Below are 14,199 nucleotides of genomic sequence, written 5' to 3'. Positions count from 1 at the left end.
CCTGACCCACGAACGACGAGGTCCACGGCCCATGAACTCACGCCAGCGCCGCGGCGCCATCCTCCTGATCCTCTCCGTGCTGTGCGCCCTCGGCGCCTTCGCCGGAGTGGTGGTGGTGATCGGCGATGTCAACTCGAAGGTCGGACCGGAGGTCCGGGCGTACCGGGTGAAGAGCGACATACCCGCCCACGGAACCCTGGACGCCGACAAGTTCGAGGAGATCAGCCTCCCCGAGCGCTGGCGCCCCGCCACCGCCGTGACCGACCTGTCCGCCGTCCGCGGCAAGATCACGCTGACCGCCCTGAAGAAGGGCTCCCTGCTCCAGACCGACATGGTCGTCGACCGGCCCGAGCTGGCGGCCGGCGAACAGGAGATCGCCATCATGATCGACGCGTCCACCGGTGTCGCCGGGAAGATCCACTCGGGGGACCGGGTCAACATCACCGCCACCTTCAAGGGCAAGCGGGCCACCGACCCCGACCGCTCGGTGATCATCGTGGCCAACGCCCGGGTCATCGACGTCGGCCGGCTCGTCCCGGTCGAGAAGTCCGGGGACCGCAAGGCCACCAGCACCGCCTCCGAGTCCGTCCCCATCACCTTCGCCCTCGGCAACAAGGACGTGAACCGGGTCGCGTACGCCGAGTCCTTCGCCGAACACGTCCGGCTCGCCCTGCTGCCCCCCGGCACCGAGGGATCCGTGCCGCCCGGCGACCGCTGGTACACCCTCGACGGGGACAAGTGAGGCAGGCATGACCACCCGCATCCTTCCCGCCGTCTCCGACCCGGAGGCCGCGCACGCCCTGCTCGCCCTGCTCGCCGCACTGCCCGGCGCCGAGCCGGCCGCCCCGCTGGCCGACTCCGGCAGCCTGCTGGACACCCTGGAACGGCAGGCCGCCGACTCCCTGGACGCCCTCCCCGAAGTGGTCCTGGTCCACGAACGGATCGGCCCGCTGCCCGCCCTCGACCTCATCCGGGAAGTCGCCCTCCGGTTCCCCGCCGTGGGCGTGGTCCTGCTGACCTCGGACGCCGGACCGGCCCTGTTCTCCGCCGCCATGGACTCCGGCGCCCGCGGCCTGGCCGGCCTGCCCCCGGTCCCCGACGAACTCGCCGCCCGGATCCAGGGCGCCGCCCAGTGGGCCGCCGGAGTCCGCCGCCACCTGGGCCGGGGCACCCCCGGCAGCGACACCTTCAGCGGCCCCGGCAACGGCCGGGTGGCCACCGTCACCGGAGCCAAGGGCGGGGTGGGCACCACCTTCGTCGCGGTCCAGTTCGCACTGGCCGCGGCCGCCGCCGGCCGCCGGGTCGCCCTGGTCGACATGGACCTCCAGGCCGGGGACATCGGCTCCTACCTCGACGTCCAGTTCCGGCGCTCCCTCGCCGACCTGGCCGGCATCCAGGACATCTCCCCGCGGGTCCTGGGCGACGCCGTCTACGAGCACCGCACCGGACTCGCCCTGCTGCTCGCCCCCGGCGAGGGCGAACGCGCCGAGGAGGTCGACGAACGCACCGCCCGGCTGGTCCTCTCCGCCCTCCGCCACCGGTACGAACTCGTGGTCGTCGACTGCGGCAGCCAGCTCTCCGCGGCCAGCGCCGCCACCGTGGAACTCGCCGAGGTCGCCGTGCTGGTCACCACCCCCGACGTGGTCGCGGTCCGGGCCGCCAAACGGACCGTACGGATGTGGGAACGGCTCCAGGTCCGCAAGGCCGAGGACACCGCCCTGGTGGTCAACCGCTGGACCAAGCAGAGCGAGATCCAGCCCTCCCTGATCGAGAAGATCACCAAGACCCGGCCCACCCGCACCCCGGTCCCCGCCAACTTCCGCGAACTCCAGGCCGTGGTGGACGCCGGCCGGGTCCAGGACCTCGACAACCGGTCCGCCGTCAAACAGGCGCTCTGGACCCTGGCCGGCGAACTCGGCCTGCTCCGCGCCCCCGAGGACCCCGCCGCCCCCGCCCCGGCCGACCCGCCCCCGCCGGGCACCGGCCTCGCCGTCCGGGCCGGCGGCCCGGTCGCCCGGCTCCGCGGCGGCGACCGCGGCGCCCTCGGCAGCTGGCGCCGCCGCCCGTCCCGGGAGGGCTGAGCCGTGGCCGGGGCCCGGGAGACGGCCACCACCGGTGCCGGTGCCCGCGGCGGGCGGGACCGCGGACAGGTGGTGCTGGAGTTCCTCGGCATGGTCCCGCTGATCATGCTGCTGATCGCCGCCGTCTGGCAGTGCGTCCTCATCGGCTACGCCTTCTCGCTGGCCGGGAACGCCGCCGACGAGGCCGCCCGGGCCGGCGCGGTGGACGGCTCCGGCGCCTGCCAGTCCGCCGCCGGGGAGCACCTGCCCGGCAGCTGGTCGCACACCGCCGACTGCCCGTCCCCCGGCACCGGCCTCTACAAGGTCTCCGTCCACGTCAACGTCCCCGTCCTGGTCCCCGGCCTCAACAGCCCCTTCCGCGTCACGGGCGAGGCGGGCGCGGCCACGGAGAAGGAGCCCGAGTGATGCGCGGACACAGCGGCGGAAGCCGCCGCCCGGCCGGCCGGGACCGCGGCCAGGCGTCCCTCGAATACCTGGCCTTCCTCCCCATCCTCCTGATCATCGCCCTCGGCGCGATCCAGCTCGGCTGGGTCGCCTACGTGGAGCAGCAGGCCGAGAACGCCGCCCGCGCGGCCGCCCGTACCGCCGCCAAGACCGGGGACGCCGGAGAAGGACAGGCGGCCGGGGAGGCCTCCGTCCGGGAGAGCATCCGTGACAGCACCACCGTCAGCGTCTCCGTCGGCCCGAACGCCGTCACCGCCACCGTCACCATCCGGGTCGGCTCCATCGTCCCCGGAGTCGGCGGCGGCCCCCAGACAAGGACGGCCGTCATGCCCAACGACGACCCGAACCCGGAAGGGCCCTGATCCCGCCATGAGCCTCCGATCCCGGGTCACCACCCCCGACGACCGCCACAACCCCCGCGAGGACGGCCGGCTCGTCGCCGCCTACCGCACCAAACTCCTCGAAGAGATCGACCTCGCCGAGATGTCCTCGCTCGCCCCCGCCGAGCGCCGGGCCCGCCTGGAACGGGTCCTCGGACACATCATCAGCCGCGAGGGCCCGGTCCTCTCCACCGTCGAACGCGCCCAGCTGATCCGCCGGGTGGTCGACGAGGCCCTCGGACTCGGCGTCCTCGAACCCCTCCTCGAAGACCCCTCGATCTCCGAGATCATGGTCAACGGGCCCGACCACATCTACGTGGAACGCGCCGGACGGGTCGAACAGCTGCCGCTCCGCTTCGCCTCCCACGAGCAGCTGATGCAGACCATCGAACGCATCGTCTCCGCCGTCAACCGGCGCGTGGACGAGGCCAATCCGATGGTCGACGCCCGGCTGCCCACCGGCGAACGCGTCAACGTGATCATCCCGCCGCTCTCGCTGACCGGCGCCACCCTCACCATCCGCCGGTTCCCGCGCGCCTTCACCCTGCCCGAGATGATCGGCCTCGGCACCCTCGACGAACAGATGCTCCTGCTGCTCTCCGGGCTGGTCCAGGCCAAGACGAACGTGATCGTCTCCGGCGCCACCGGCACCGGCAAGACCACCCTCCTCAACGCCCTCTCCGGCCTCATCCCGGAAGGCGAACGCATCATCACCATCGAGGACTCCGCCGAACTCCAGCTCCAGCAGGCCCATGTGATCCGGCTGGAGTCCCGCCCCGCCAACGTCGAGGGCAAGGGCCGCATCACCATCCGCGACCTGGTCCGCAACTCCCTCCGGATGCGCCCCGACCGCATCATCGTCGGCGAGGTCCGCGGCGGCGAGACCCTCGACATGCTCCAGGCCATGTCCACCGGCCACGACGGCTCCCTCGCCACCGTGCACGCCAACAGCACCCAGGACGCCCTGATGCGGCTCCAGACCCTCGCCTCCATGTCCGAGGTCGAGATCCCCTTCGAAGCCCTCCAGGACCAGATCAACAGCGCCGTCAACGTGGTCGTCCAACTGACCCGCTTCCCCGACGGATCCCGCCGCGTCACCGAGATCTCCGTCCTCGACTCGCACGGCCGCGAACCCTTCCGGATGATCACCGTCTGCCGGTTCGCCGTCCAGCCGCCCGGCGCCGACGGCCGGGTCGCCGGCTGGTTCCAGTACTACCCGCTGCCCCGCCGCATCGCCGAACGCCTCTACATGTCCAACCAGCCGATCCCCCAGGCCTTCGGGGTGGCCGCCCCCGAGGACCCGCTCACCCACCGGACCGCCCTGTGACCCAGCCCGTACTCCTCACCCTCGGCGCCGCCCTCCTCGCCGGCCTCTTCCTGGTCTGGGGCGTCCACGCCCACTCCCAGGGCCGCGCCCAGCACGCCGCACTGATCGAACGGCTCTCCTCCGGCGGACCCGCCGGCCCCGGCGGCCGCCGCCGGCGCTTCCCCACCGTCGACCGCCGGCTGCGCCGCACCCGCCTCGGCCGCGGCATCGAACAGAAACTCGCCACCACCGGACTCGACCTCACCCCCGGCGAGTTCTTCGTCTACATGACCACCGCCGTCGCCGGCCTCTGGCTGCTCTTCGCCGCCCTGCTGGCCCCCTTCTTCGGCCCGGTGGCCGGACTCACCGGACTGTGGGCGGCGAACGCCTTCCTCAACTGGCAGCGGGCCCGCCGCACCGAACGCTTCATCGGCCAACTCCCCGAACTCGCCCGCATCCTCGCCAACGCCACCCAGGCCGGACTGGCCCTGCGCACCGCCATCGGGATGGCCGCCGAGGAACTGGAGGCACCGGCCGGCGAGGAACTCGGCCGGGTCGCCGACCGGCTCGCCATCGGCCACTCCATCGACGAGGCCCTCGGTGAACTCGCCGAACGCCTCCCCTCCCGGGAACTCGTCGTCCTCGTCTCCACCCTGGTGCTGTCCTCCCGGGCCGGCGGCGCCATCGTCGGCAGCCTCCGCAACCTCACCGTCACCCTGGAACAGCGCAAGGAGACCCGCCGCGAGGTCCGCACCCAGCTCTCCCAGGTCACCGTCACCGCCTATCTGATGCCCTTCATCGGCCTCGGCTCCCTGCTCCTGGTGGACGCGATGATGCCCGGCGCCCTGGACCGGATGACCGGATCCGTGCCCGGCCAGATCGCCGTACTGGCCGCCCTCGGCCTCTTCGCCCTCGGCTTCGTCGCCATCCGCCGCCTCTCCAAGATCGAGGTGTGACCGGTGGCCGCCCTCCTGCTCGCCCTCGCCATGGCCCTCTCCGTCCTCGGCGCCTTCCACGGCCTGCGCCTCTACCGCGCCGAGACCCCCCTCCCCGACGACCTCGCCCTCGCCCTGGAGGTCGGCGCCACCCGCACCACCGCCGTCGGCTCCCTCGTCGACCGGGCGGGCATCCGCTGGGCCCCCCTGGTGCTGCGCCTCATGGGCCCGCGCCAGGTCGCCCGCAAACGCCGCCAGATCGACATGGCCGGCAACCCCGCCGGCCTCACCATCGACCGCTACGCCGCCCGCCGCGCCGTGTACGGGGCCCTGGGCGCGGCCGGCGCCTTCGCCATGCTGATCAACGGCCAGCTGGTCCTGGCCCTGCTGATGGCCGCCTTCGGCCTGTTCTGGATCGAAGCCGGCCTGTGGTCGGCGATCCGGGTCCGCCGCGACCACATCGAACGCACCCTGCCCGACTTCCTCGACGTCCTCGCCGTGGTCGTCAGCGCCGGACTCGGCTTCCGGCAGGCCCTGGAACGGGTCGCCGACAAGTACCGCGGCCCCTGGTCCGACGAGGTCCGCATCACCCTCCAGCAGATGGACATGGGCGTCAGCCGCCGGGACGCCTTCGACCAGCTCCGCCGCCGCAACGACAGCGAACAGGTCGCCCAGTTCGTGACCGCCCTCCAGCAGGGCGAGGAACTCGGCTCGCCCATCGTGGACACCCTGATCGCCATCGCCGAGGACATGCGCCGCACCGACGCCCAGAACGCCCGCCGCCGAGCCGCCCGCGCCGTCCCCAAGGCCACCTTCGTGGTCACCATGTTCATGCTCCCCGGCACGATGATCCTCCTCATCGGCGGCTTCATCTACGGCGCCGACATCGACTTCACCGCCCTCCTCGGAACCCGATGAAGAGGAGCCCCTGACCCGATGGCCCCCATCCGTGTCCTCATCGCCGACGACAACCCGGTCATCCGGGCGGGCCTCACCGCCCTGCTGGCCCTGCACGAAGACCTCGACGTGGTCGCCCAGGCCGCGGACGGCGGCGAAGCCCTGGCCCTGGCCCGCACCCACACCCCGGACGTGGTCCTGCTCGACGTCCGGATGCCCGGAGTGGACGGCATCTCGGCCCTGCCCCACCTGGTGCAGCTGGCCCAGGTACTGATGCTGACGCACAGCCAGGAGCCGGACATCGTCCGCGAGACCCTGCTGCTGGGCGCCGGAGGCTACCTCGTCCACGGCGAGTTCACCCCGGACGACCTGGCCCGAGCCGTCCGCGATATCCGCGAGGGCCGCCCCCACTTCTCCACCACGGCCTCCAGCGCCCTGCTCGCGGAACTCCGCGGGTCTTCGCATCCGCAACGAATTGTGGGACAGTCATCTGAACGCATCGCCAACCATGCCGAGTTCGGGCTGAGTTCACGGGAGGTGGAGGTGATGGACCTGATCGCGTCCGGAATGACGAACCAGCAGATCGCCGTCGCCTGCTTCATCAGCGAGAAGACGGTCAAGAACCACATCAACCGGATCTTCGCCAAACTCCACAGCGCCAGCCGCAGCGAGGCCATAGCCCGCTGGCTGGGAACCCTCCGCTCGGGGGCGCCCGGTCATGGCTAGACGCGATGCGCAGTGGGTCCGTAGATGGGCCCCAGGACCCTTTGCAAGCGCGGCCCCACCTGAGTACGGTCCGCGGGTCGACAGCGGGACCGGACGTGGAGGAAGCCCTGATGCGGAACCTCAAATTGCGCGGTTGGAAGTCCAGGGACGAAGGCCAGACGGCCTTCGAGTACCTGGGGATCATCGTGGTGATCGTCCTGATCATCGGCGCGATCCTGGCGTCGGGAATCGGCAACACGATTGCGAGCGCCATTGTTACCGCGGTCGGTCAGATCACGGGTGGCGGGGGCGACTAGCAGTGCATGCGGCCACCAGCAGAGACAGAGGGCAGGTACTGCCTCTGTACGTGGTGCTGGTCGCCGCCTTCCTCTTCGCTGCCCTGGCCTTCGTCGTCGTCGGAATGGCGGGGGCCACCCGCAGTCAGGCGCAGGGTGCCGCGGACGCGGCCGCGTTGGCGGCCGGCCGCGAGGCCAGGGACAGTGTGTTCACCGGCCTGGTCCTGCGTGACCTCGAACGCGAGGACTGGCAGGACCTGCTGGACGGGGACTTCTTCGACACGGCGAGGGCCTGCGCCGCCGCCGAGGGCTTCGCCGCCCTGAACGAGTCGGGGCAGGCGCCGGTCGAATGCGAGCCCGCCCTGCCCCGATTCACCGTGACGGTCCGGTCGGACGACGTCGTGGGGGACTCGGTCATCCCCGGGACGGACTCCAAACACGCCACCGCCACCGCTTCGGCTGTGATCGAGCCGCGCTGCACGCTGGGTCCGGCACCCGAACCCCCAGACTCCGAACCCACGGACCCCGCGCTTCCGGACCCCGAGAACCCGGAACCACCTGATGACGGAACGGAAGAACCAGATCCCGATCCGATCACTTTCAGGTGCGAGGACGACGGAGAGATCAAGCTGGATCCGCTGAACCCGGGACAGCTGACCAAGGTTGCACGGATCCTGTTCAAGGTGCGGCTGGACAGCTGATGGCGGAACGAGAGACAAGGAAGCGGCGTACATGAGCATTCGGCAGACGGCGAAGGCCCGCGGGGGAGCGGCCACGGCGATGGCGGCGGTGATGGCCCTCGCACTGGCCGGATGCGGCACGGGCGATGACGACAAGCCGAAGGGCGAAGACAAGCCCACCACCTCTCGGGGCCAGAGCACGGAGCCCCAGGCGCCCGCCGCCACGGGGACGAGTGCGGCGCCGGAGGAGGTCCTGGCGACCATGGACGGGCCGGACAGTGTCGTGCTCGTGATTCATTCGGTGGTCCGAGACGCTGGCGGCTTCGTCACTGTCACGGGTCGCATCAAGAACAACGGGTCCAGTGTCTTCGGAAACATTCCGCCGTTGCGCGGTACGGAGAAGACCGCCAGCCCGGCCTCCATCGCCGGAGCGACCCTGGTCGACAGGGCCGCCAAGAAGCGCTACTACGTGCTCCGCGATACAGAGGGCCGCTGCTTGTGCACCACGGACATCCCTCCCATCGGGGCGGGCAAGTCCGTCGCGTTGATCGCGCAGTTCCCCGCACCGCCGTCGACCACTGCGGAGGTCGACTTCGGTCTGCCCACCTTTACCTCGGCAACTGTCAAGATCTCCGGGTGACCCCATGACCACACGCCATCGCGCTGCCGCCACCACCGCCGTACTCGGGCTGGTCATCGCCGGGGCCCATTTCATCGGGGCCACCAGCGCCTACGCCGACGACCCCGTGCCGACCGGGCCGCCCGGGACGGAGCCGTCGGCTTCGGCGCCGGTGCCGATCGACTCCAATTCGCCCGGGCTCAAGATGCCCCAGGGCGGGATCCTGGCGCCGCCCAAGGTGCTCGATATCGCCGAGGTGGTCGAGGACCTCGGTGGGGAGCAGCGGCGGCAGGAGACCAATCAGACCGTGATGATGGCGCTGCAGGCCGAGGTGCTGTTTCCCGAGGACAGTGATGTGCTCAATGCGCAGGCCTCGGCGCGGATCCAGGCCATCGGCAACGAGATCAACCAGCAGAAGGCGATCCGGGTCCGGGTGTTCGGGTTCACCGACGACCAGGGGAGCTATGAGCACGGGAAGGTGCTGTCGAAGAAGCGGGCGGACGCCGTGCAGCGGGAGTTGGCGAAGACGGTCAGCAATCCGAGTGTGACCTTCGACATCCGGGGCTACAGCGAGGACTATCCGATCGCCGACAACAAGACGGAGGAAGGGCGGAAGAAGAACCGGCGAGTGGAGATCACCTTCCCCCGGGGCGAGTCCGGTCGTAGTTGATCGGTTGTTACAACTTCCGTACATAAGATCACCGTTAGTCGGCGGGCATTGGTCGCGACATGTCATATGGTCTTCATGTCGCACACGTCGGGGGACCACGCTGGCGCCTACTGCCAAGCCGTGCTGCTGTGCAGTGTCTGATTCATGCAACATTGCGTTTCCGCAGTCTCCCCCGTGTGTCTGAGTCGACTGTTCACGGGGAGAGTGAATGTTCCTTTCGAAGTCCTCGCGTGGCCGCGCCGGTCTCGCCGGTGCCGCCACCGCGATAGCCGCAGCGCTCATGGTCAGCCTGGCCGGGACGGCCGGAGCCGCTCCGAAGGCTGCCGAGCCGGCGATCGACGCCGAGGCCGCCAGCATCATCAAGTCCTACACCGACACGCTTCCGGCGGGTCCCAAGAAGGACGCGCTGATCATTGGTGGTCAGAAGGCGTACATCAAGCACCACCCGTACATGACCCAGATCTTCTCGCAGGACAGCAAGGGCAACGGCTACTTCTGCAGTGGTGCCGTCGTCGCCCCGCGCAAGATCCTGACGGCCGCGCACTGCGTGGTTGGCCGCAACTGGAGCAAGGGTCTCGTCGTCACCGGTGCTTCGCACCTGGCCGACAGCAAGAGCCTCTACGGTGGCGCGATCCACAAGGTCAGCAAGACCTGGGTGCACCCTTCGTACAACGCGAAGAAGATCGACAACGACGTGGCGGTGCTGACCCTGGCGACCTCCACCAAGGCCAAGTCGATCAAGGTCACCTCGGCCACCGACACCGCGTCCTACAAGCCGGGTGTCAAGGCCACCGCGCTCGGTTGGGGTCGTACGACCTCCACCAAGCAGACGATCTCCAACCACCTCAAGAAGGTGGACCTGCCGATCATCTCCGACACGGCGTGCGCCCGTTACTACGGCGCCAACTTCATCAAGAAGCACATGGTCTGCGGTGGCAAGCCCGCCACCGGCAAGGACGCCGGCACCAACAACATCTGCAACGGTGACTCGGGCGGTCCGCTGATCTACAAGGGCCGCATCATCGGCATCAACTCCTGGGTCGGCAAGAACTGCGTCGCGAAGGGCTCCTACGCGGGCTTCGTGAAGTATTCCACCTACGCCAAGGTGGTCGCGCCGCAGCTCCGCTAGTCGCGGGCCTCAGGGCCGGTCGAGTGGCAGTTCGTGTGTGAGGAGGGGCTCCCCGGGGACGGGGGGTCCCTTTTCGCGTGTCCGTCCGTTCCTCTCGGTCAGGGGTGGGGCAGGAGGAGTTCGGCCAGGGAGCGGGCCTGTTGGGCCGGTTCCCGGCCGGGAGTGAGGGAGGCGACCGTGATGGCACCCTCGACCAGGAGCAGCAGGGGGCCGGCCAGGGCGGGGGAGTCGGAGATCTCGGACAGGAGTGTTCTGAGTTCCTCCTTGTGGGTGCGGACCACTTCCGGGGCCGCCGCGCCGAGTTCCCCGTGGGCGTTGAGGAAGGCGCAGCCCCGGAAGCCCGGCTCCTCGAACCAGTCCGCCAGCCAGTCGAAGACCGCGAGGACCCGCTCCCGAGGTGCCGCGGGGCGGCCGGCGGCCGCGCGCAGGGAATCGAGCCAGCGCCGGTCCCGTCGCTCCAGATAGGCGGTGACCAGGGATTCCTTGGCAGGGAAGAGTCGGTAGAGGCGCTTGAGGGGGACACCCGATGCGGTGCGGATGCGGTCCATGCCCACGGCCTGGATGCCCTCGGCGTAGAACAGTGCCTCCGCCGTGTCGAGCAGCCTGCTCCTGGCCTCTTCGTCGTCCATGGCGGCAGCGTATCCGGTTTTCCCTTGCGAGGAGAACGGTCGTTCTCCTAGGGTGAGAACGACCGTTCTCGATGGAGGGATCCGCCATGACCCGACCGCCGCTGCCGCCGTTCACCGAGGAGACCGCCCGCGCCAAGGTGCAGGCCGCCGAGGACGCCTGGAACTCCCGCGATCCCGAGCGGGTCGCCCTCGCCTATACCGAGGACTCCAGCTGGCGGAACCGGGACCGCTTCCTCCAGGGCCGGGAGGAGATCCGCGCCTTCCTCGCCGACAAGTGGAGCCGTGAGCTCGACTACCGGCTCCGCAAGGAGCTCTGGACCTATACGGGCAACCGGATCTCGGTCCGCTTCGAGTACGAGTGGCACGACGCGGACGGCCAGTGGTGGCGCAGCCATGGCAACGAGCAGTGGGAGTTCGCCGAGGACGGGCTGATGCGGCGCCGCGAGGCCAGCATCAACGACATCCCGATCGAGGAGTCCCAGCGCCGGCTCACCCGCTGACATATCCGGCCCCGGCGCCCTCCGCCCGATGTCGCAGCAGGTCCTCGAACCGTCTCTCCGTCGCGGTCAGCCAGGGGAGATCGGCTTCCGCGGCCGTGCCCGCCACCAGGGGCGGATAGCCGACGACGGTCAGCTCGGCCCGGGGCGCGGCCCGCCGGGCGGCGGCCAGCCGGGCCGCGTACTCCGAGTCGAGGTCGGCGAACTTCTGGGCCAGCCAGGCGGCACCGTCCCCCTCGGCGTAGTACGTGGCGCAGGGGGCGCCGAAGCCGGGGGAGTCGAGGCCCCGGGCGAGGCACTCCCGGGCGATGTCCTCCAGGCCGAAGGAGGAGGCCGTCGGCTCGATCCGCCAGGTGTTTCCCGGCGGCGTCGCCGGTCCCGCCGCTCCCGGCGATGCTTCGGGGGCCGGGGTCCCGGCGGCTGCGATGGCGGCGGAGAACGTCAGGGGGGCCAGGGTCGCGCAGGTGAACGAGGTGAACGAGGTGAGGTTCATGTCACCAAAAGTAGCGTCGCCGACTACGCAGAGTAATCCCTCGAACGGGTGCTACCGCTTCAGCCCTGCCGGTGCGCCTGCGTGATCAGGTCCACGGCGACCTCCAGGGTGGCCATCCGCTTCTCCTCCGGGTCGCCCTCCACGTGCTGCAGGAACATCATCCCGGCGTGCATGGTGAACAGCGCGCTCACGCACCGGACTTGGTCCGCCAGCGGTGCGTCGTCCGTCCGCAGCAGGTCCACCATGGCGAACATCCGCTGCTTGAAGGTCTCCCCGATGCTGAGCTCCCGCATCGTCGCCTGGTTCTCCTGCATGAACCGGTACAGCGGGGCGGCTCCGGTCAGCGCGCTGCTGTAGCGGCGCAGGATCTCCTGCTTGTTCTCCAGGGTGCGGGGCTGGGCCTCCGCCCAGGTGATCAGCTCGTCGATGGGCCGGGTCAGGTCCTGGAAGAGGCTGATGATGATCTCTTCCTTGGTCTTGAAGTGGTAGTAGAGGGCGGCCTTGGTGACCTCCAGCCGTTCCGCGATCTCGCGCAGCGAGGTCTTCTCGTACCCCTGTTCGGCGAAGAGCTCCAGTGCGACGTCCTGGATGCGCTGACGCGTGTTGCCGCGCCGCTGCTGCGGACTGCTGGTCATGGCTCTCCCCACATACTTACTTGACGACCGGCTAGTTGCGGGTCTACCTTCGCCAGTGTAGTCAACTAGCCGGGCGGCAAGTAAGTCCCCGGGAGCGTGGGGAGTGCCAAGTGGCGGGAACGAAGGACCAGGGCGGGGCGGCGGGCGCGGTGGCCGCCGTGTCGGGGGAGGCGAAACCGCGCAGCGTGCGCGTGGTGCTGCTGGCCCTCATGATCGCGATGCTGCTCGCGATGCTGGACAACATGATCATCGGCACCGCGATGCCGACCATCGTCGGTGAACTCGGCGGTCTGGCGCACCTCTCCTGGGTGGTCACGGCCTACACGCTCGCCACCGCCGCCTCCACCCCGATCTGGGGCAAGCTCGGCGACATGTACGGCCGCAAGGGCTCGTTCCTCACCTCCATCGTGATCTTCCTGATCGGCTCGGCGCTCAGCGGAATGGCCCAGGACATGGGCCAGCTGATCGGCTTCCGGGCGATCCAGGGCCTGGGCGCCGGCGGTCTGATGGTCGGTGTCATGGCGATCATCGGCGATCTGATCCCGCCCCGCGAGCGCGGCAAGTACCAGGGCATGATGGCCGGTGTGATGGCCCTCGCCATGATCGGCGGACCGCTGGTCGGCGGCACCATCACCGACCACATGGGATGGCGCTGGTCCTTCTACATCAACCTCCCGCTCGGCGCCGTGGCCCTGGCCATGGTGACCGCGGTGCTGCACCTCCCCAAGAAGCCGAGGACCACCGCCAAGATCGACTACCTGGGTGCCGCGCTGCTCACCGTCGCGATCACCTCCACCGTCCTGGTCACCACCTGGGGCGGCACCGAGTACGCCTGGGGCTCCGCCGAGATCATCGGCCTCTCCGTCGCCGGTGTGCTGGCCCTGGCCGGCTTCGTGTTCGTCGAGCGGCGCGCGGCCGAGCCGATCATGCCGCTGCACATCTTCCGCAGCCGCAACTTCACCCTGATGTCCGTGATCGGGTTCCTGACCGGTTTCGCGATGTTCGGCGGCGTCCTCTACCTGCCGCTGTTCCAGCAGTCCGTCCAGGGCGCCTCCGCCACCAACTCGGGTCTGCTGCTGCTCCCGATGCTGCTGTCGATGATGGCGGTCTCGCTGGTGGCCGGCCGGATCACCACCAACAGCGGCAAGTACAAGGCCTTCCCGATCGCGGGCGGCGCGCTGATGGTGGTCGGGCTGTTCCTGCTGGCGCAGATGGACACCGGCACCTCCCGCCTGGAGTCCGGCCTCTACATGGCCGTCCTGGGCGCCGGACTCGGTTTCCTGATGCAGATCACCATGCTGGTGGCGCAGAACAGCGTGGAGATGAAGGACATGGGTGTGGCCTCGTCCTCCGCCACCCTCTTCCGGACCCTCGGCGGCTCCTTCGGAGTGGCCCTGATGGGCTCCCTGTTCACCACCCGGGTGCAGGACACCATGACCGACCGGCTCGGTGCGGCCGGCGGCGACGCCACCGGCGGTTCGGCCCAGCTGGACGCGGCCAGCCTGGCGAAGCTGCCCGAGCACATCCGCGAGGCGTACCAGTACGCGGTGGCCGCCGGCACCCACTCGGCGTTCCTGCTGGGCGCGGTCATCGCCGTACTGGGCTTCGCCGCGGCCTGGTTCGTCAAGGAGGTGCCGCTGCGCGGTGCCGGACCGGCCCCCGCCGACGCCCCCGGTGACGGCCCCGCCGAAGCCTCCGCCGACGCCCCCGCCGGCGCCCCGGCTCCGGCCGCCGCCGAAGCGCCCGCCGAGGTGCCCGCCGGATCGGCCCGTACGGGCGACCCGGTCGGCCGCTGAGGCCCGC

At 70.2% G+C, this 14,199-nt stretch carries 18 protein-coding genes; 15 read left to right on the top strand and 3 right to left on the bottom strand.

What is annotated here, in order from left to right:
* Window positions 1-31 precede the first annotated feature (31 nt).
* From cpaB to ACZ50K_RS09485, 13 genes are all read left to right on the top strand, one after another.
* The gene (gene cpaB / locus ACZ50K_RS09545; RefSeq protein WP_468899696.1) at window positions 32-742 is read left to right on the top strand and encodes a Flp pilus assembly protein CpaB; all 711 of its coding nucleotides are present in this window, start codon (window positions 32-34) and stop codon (window positions 740-742) included.
* Window positions 743-749: 7 nt separating this feature from the next.
* Window positions 750-2,081: an AAA family ATPase gene (locus ACZ50K_RS09540; protein WP_468899693.1), complete on the top strand. Its 1,332-nt coding sequence runs from the start codon at window positions 750-752 to the stop codon at window positions 2,079-2,081.
* 3 nt (window positions 2,082-2,084) lie between these two features.
* A complete protein-coding gene (locus ACZ50K_RS09535; protein ID WP_468899691.1) occupies window positions 2,085-2,486 on the top strand; it encodes a TadE/TadG family type IV pilus assembly protein in 402 nt (133 codons plus the stop codon).
* Complete coding sequence (locus ACZ50K_RS09530; RefSeq protein WP_468899688.1) at window positions 2,486-2,887, top strand: TadE/TadG family type IV pilus assembly protein; 402 nt, start codon at window positions 2,486-2,488, stop codon at window positions 2,885-2,887. The genes ACZ50K_RS09535 and ACZ50K_RS09530 overlap by 1 nt, the downstream gene beginning before the upstream one ends.
* Window positions 2,888-2,894: 7 nt before the next feature.
* A complete protein-coding gene (locus ACZ50K_RS09525) occupies window positions 2,895-4,232 on the top strand; it encodes a CpaF family protein (RefSeq protein WP_468899686.1) in 1,338 nt (445 codons plus the stop codon).
* Window positions 4,229-5,167 carry a type II secretion system F family protein gene (locus ACZ50K_RS09520; RefSeq protein ID WP_468899683.1) on the top strand — a complete coding sequence of 313 codons (939 nt, stop codon included), beginning with the start codon at window positions 4,229-4,231 and terminating at the stop codon, window positions 5,165-5,167. Before ACZ50K_RS09525 ends, ACZ50K_RS09520 begins: the two co-directional genes overlap by 4 nt.
* Before the next feature lie 3 nt (window positions 5,168-5,170).
* Window positions 5,171-6,064, top strand: a complete 894-nt coding sequence (locus tag ACZ50K_RS09515; protein ID WP_468899680.1) for a DUF5936 domain-containing protein — start codon at window positions 5,171-5,173, stop codon at window positions 6,062-6,064.
* A gap of 18 nt (window positions 6,065-6,082) precedes the next feature.
* Window positions 6,083-6,769, top strand: coding sequence for a response regulator (locus ACZ50K_RS09510; RefSeq protein ID WP_468899677.1), 687 nt, complete (start codon window positions 6,083-6,085; stop codon window positions 6,767-6,769).
* A 95-nt stretch (window positions 6,770-6,864) separates the two neighbouring features.
* Window positions 6,865-7,065, top strand: coding sequence for a hypothetical protein (locus ACZ50K_RS09505; protein ID WP_468899674.1), 201 nt, complete (start codon window positions 6,865-6,867; stop codon window positions 7,063-7,065).
* Window positions 7,066-7,067: 2 nt separating this feature from the next.
* Entirely contained in the window at window positions 7,068-7,745 is a 678-nt protein-coding gene (locus ACZ50K_RS09500) for a pilus assembly protein TadG-related protein (protein WP_468899672.1), read from the top strand.
* A 31-nt stretch (window positions 7,746-7,776) separates the two neighbouring features.
* The gene (locus tag ACZ50K_RS09495; RefSeq protein WP_468899669.1) at window positions 7,777-8,364 is read left to right on the top strand and encodes a hypothetical protein; all 588 of its coding nucleotides are present in this window, start codon (window positions 7,777-7,779) and stop codon (window positions 8,362-8,364) included.
* A 4-nt stretch (window positions 8,365-8,368) separates the two neighbouring features.
* The gene (locus ACZ50K_RS09490; protein WP_468899666.1) at window positions 8,369-9,013 is read left to right on the top strand and encodes an OmpA family protein; all 645 of its coding nucleotides are present in this window, start codon (window positions 8,369-8,371) and stop codon (window positions 9,011-9,013) included.
* A gap of 208 nt (window positions 9,014-9,221) precedes the next feature.
* Complete coding sequence (locus ACZ50K_RS09485) at window positions 9,222-10,142, top strand: S1 family peptidase (RefSeq protein ID WP_468899664.1); 921 nt, start codon at window positions 9,222-9,224, stop codon at window positions 10,140-10,142.
* A 98-nt stretch (window positions 10,143-10,240) separates the two neighbouring features.
* On the opposite strand, the gene ACZ50K_RS09480 is transcribed toward ACZ50K_RS09485, so the two are convergent.
* Entirely contained in the window at window positions 10,241-10,771 is a 531-nt protein-coding gene (locus ACZ50K_RS09480; RefSeq protein ID WP_468899661.1) for a TetR/AcrR family transcriptional regulator, read from the bottom strand.
* A gap of 86 nt (window positions 10,772-10,857) precedes the next feature.
* On the opposite strand from ACZ50K_RS09480, the gene ACZ50K_RS09475 reads away from it, so the two are divergent.
* Window positions 10,858-11,271, top strand: a complete 414-nt coding sequence (locus ACZ50K_RS09475; protein WP_468899658.1) for a DUF1348 family protein — start codon at window positions 10,858-10,860, stop codon at window positions 11,269-11,271.
* Here the strand turns inward: ACZ50K_RS09475 and ACZ50K_RS09470 are convergent.
* Together ACZ50K_RS09470 and ACZ50K_RS09465 are read right to left on the bottom strand one after the other, a co-directional pair.
* Window positions 11,261-11,761 (bottom strand): hypothetical protein, encoded by a 501-nt coding sequence (locus ACZ50K_RS09470; protein WP_468899656.1) that lies wholly within the window; start codon window positions 11,759-11,761, stop codon window positions 11,261-11,263. The genes ACZ50K_RS09475 and ACZ50K_RS09470 overlap by 11 nt on opposite strands.
* 59 nt (window positions 11,762-11,820) lie before the next feature.
* A complete protein-coding gene (locus ACZ50K_RS09465) occupies window positions 11,821-12,396 on the bottom strand; it encodes a TetR/AcrR family transcriptional regulator (RefSeq protein ID WP_468899653.1) in 576 nt (191 codons plus the stop codon).
* A gap of 110 nt (window positions 12,397-12,506) precedes the next feature.
* On the opposite strand from ACZ50K_RS09465, the gene ACZ50K_RS09460 reads away from it, so the two are divergent.
* Window positions 12,507-14,192 carry an MDR family MFS transporter gene (locus tag ACZ50K_RS09460; RefSeq protein WP_468899650.1) on the top strand — a complete coding sequence of 562 codons (1,686 nt, stop codon included), beginning with the start codon at window positions 12,507-12,509 and terminating at the stop codon, window positions 14,190-14,192.
* Window positions 14,193-14,199: the final 7 nt, after the last annotated feature.

Source organism: Streptomyces sp. NPDC033845 (assembly GCF_055576225.1).
This window is presented reverse-complemented; position numbering and strand designations above follow the sequence as displayed.

What these genes read in the sequence shown, in the direction of transcription:
- ACZ50K_RS09470 (WP_468899656.1), bottom strand. Translation starts at nt 11,761, where the DNA reads ATGAACCTCACCTCGTTCACCTCGTTCACCTGCGCGACCCTGGCCCCC.
- ACZ50K_RS09540 (WP_468899693.1), top strand. Translation starts at nt 750, where the DNA reads ATGACCACCCGCATCCTTCCCGCCGTCTCCGACCCGGAGGCCGCGCAC.
- ACZ50K_RS09480 (WP_468899661.1), bottom strand. Translation starts at nt 10,771, where the DNA reads ATGGACGACGAAGAGGCCAGGAGCAGGCTGCTCGACACGGCGGAGGCA.
- ACZ50K_RS09495 (WP_468899669.1), top strand. Translation starts at nt 7,777, where the DNA reads ATGAGCATTCGGCAGACGGCGAAGGCCCGCGGGGGAGCGGCCACGGCG.
- ACZ50K_RS09485 (WP_468899664.1), top strand. Translation starts at nt 9,222, where the DNA reads ATGTTCCTTTCGAAGTCCTCGCGTGGCCGCGCCGGTCTCGCCGGTGCC.
- ACZ50K_RS09530 (WP_468899688.1), top strand. Translation starts at nt 2,486, where the DNA reads ATGCGCGGACACAGCGGCGGAAGCCGCCGCCCGGCCGGCCGGGACCGC.
- ACZ50K_RS09490 (WP_468899666.1), top strand. Translation starts at nt 8,369, where the DNA reads ATGACCACACGCCATCGCGCTGCCGCCACCACCGCCGTACTCGGGCTG.
- ACZ50K_RS09475 (WP_468899658.1), top strand. Translation starts at nt 10,858, where the DNA reads ATGACCCGACCGCCGCTGCCGCCGTTCACCGAGGAGACCGCCCGCGCC.
- ACZ50K_RS09510 (WP_468899677.1), top strand. Translation starts at nt 6,083, where the DNA reads ATGGCCCCCATCCGTGTCCTCATCGCCGACGACAACCCGGTCATCCGG.
- cpaB (WP_468899696.1), top strand. Translation starts at nt 32, where the DNA reads ATGAACTCACGCCAGCGCCGCGGCGCCATCCTCCTGATCCTCTCCGTG.
- ACZ50K_RS09465 (WP_468899653.1), bottom strand. Translation starts at nt 12,396, where the DNA reads ATGACCAGCAGTCCGCAGCAGCGGCGCGGCAACACGCGTCAGCGCATC.
- ACZ50K_RS09525 (WP_468899686.1), top strand. Translation starts at nt 2,895, where the DNA reads ATGAGCCTCCGATCCCGGGTCACCACCCCCGACGACCGCCACAACCCC.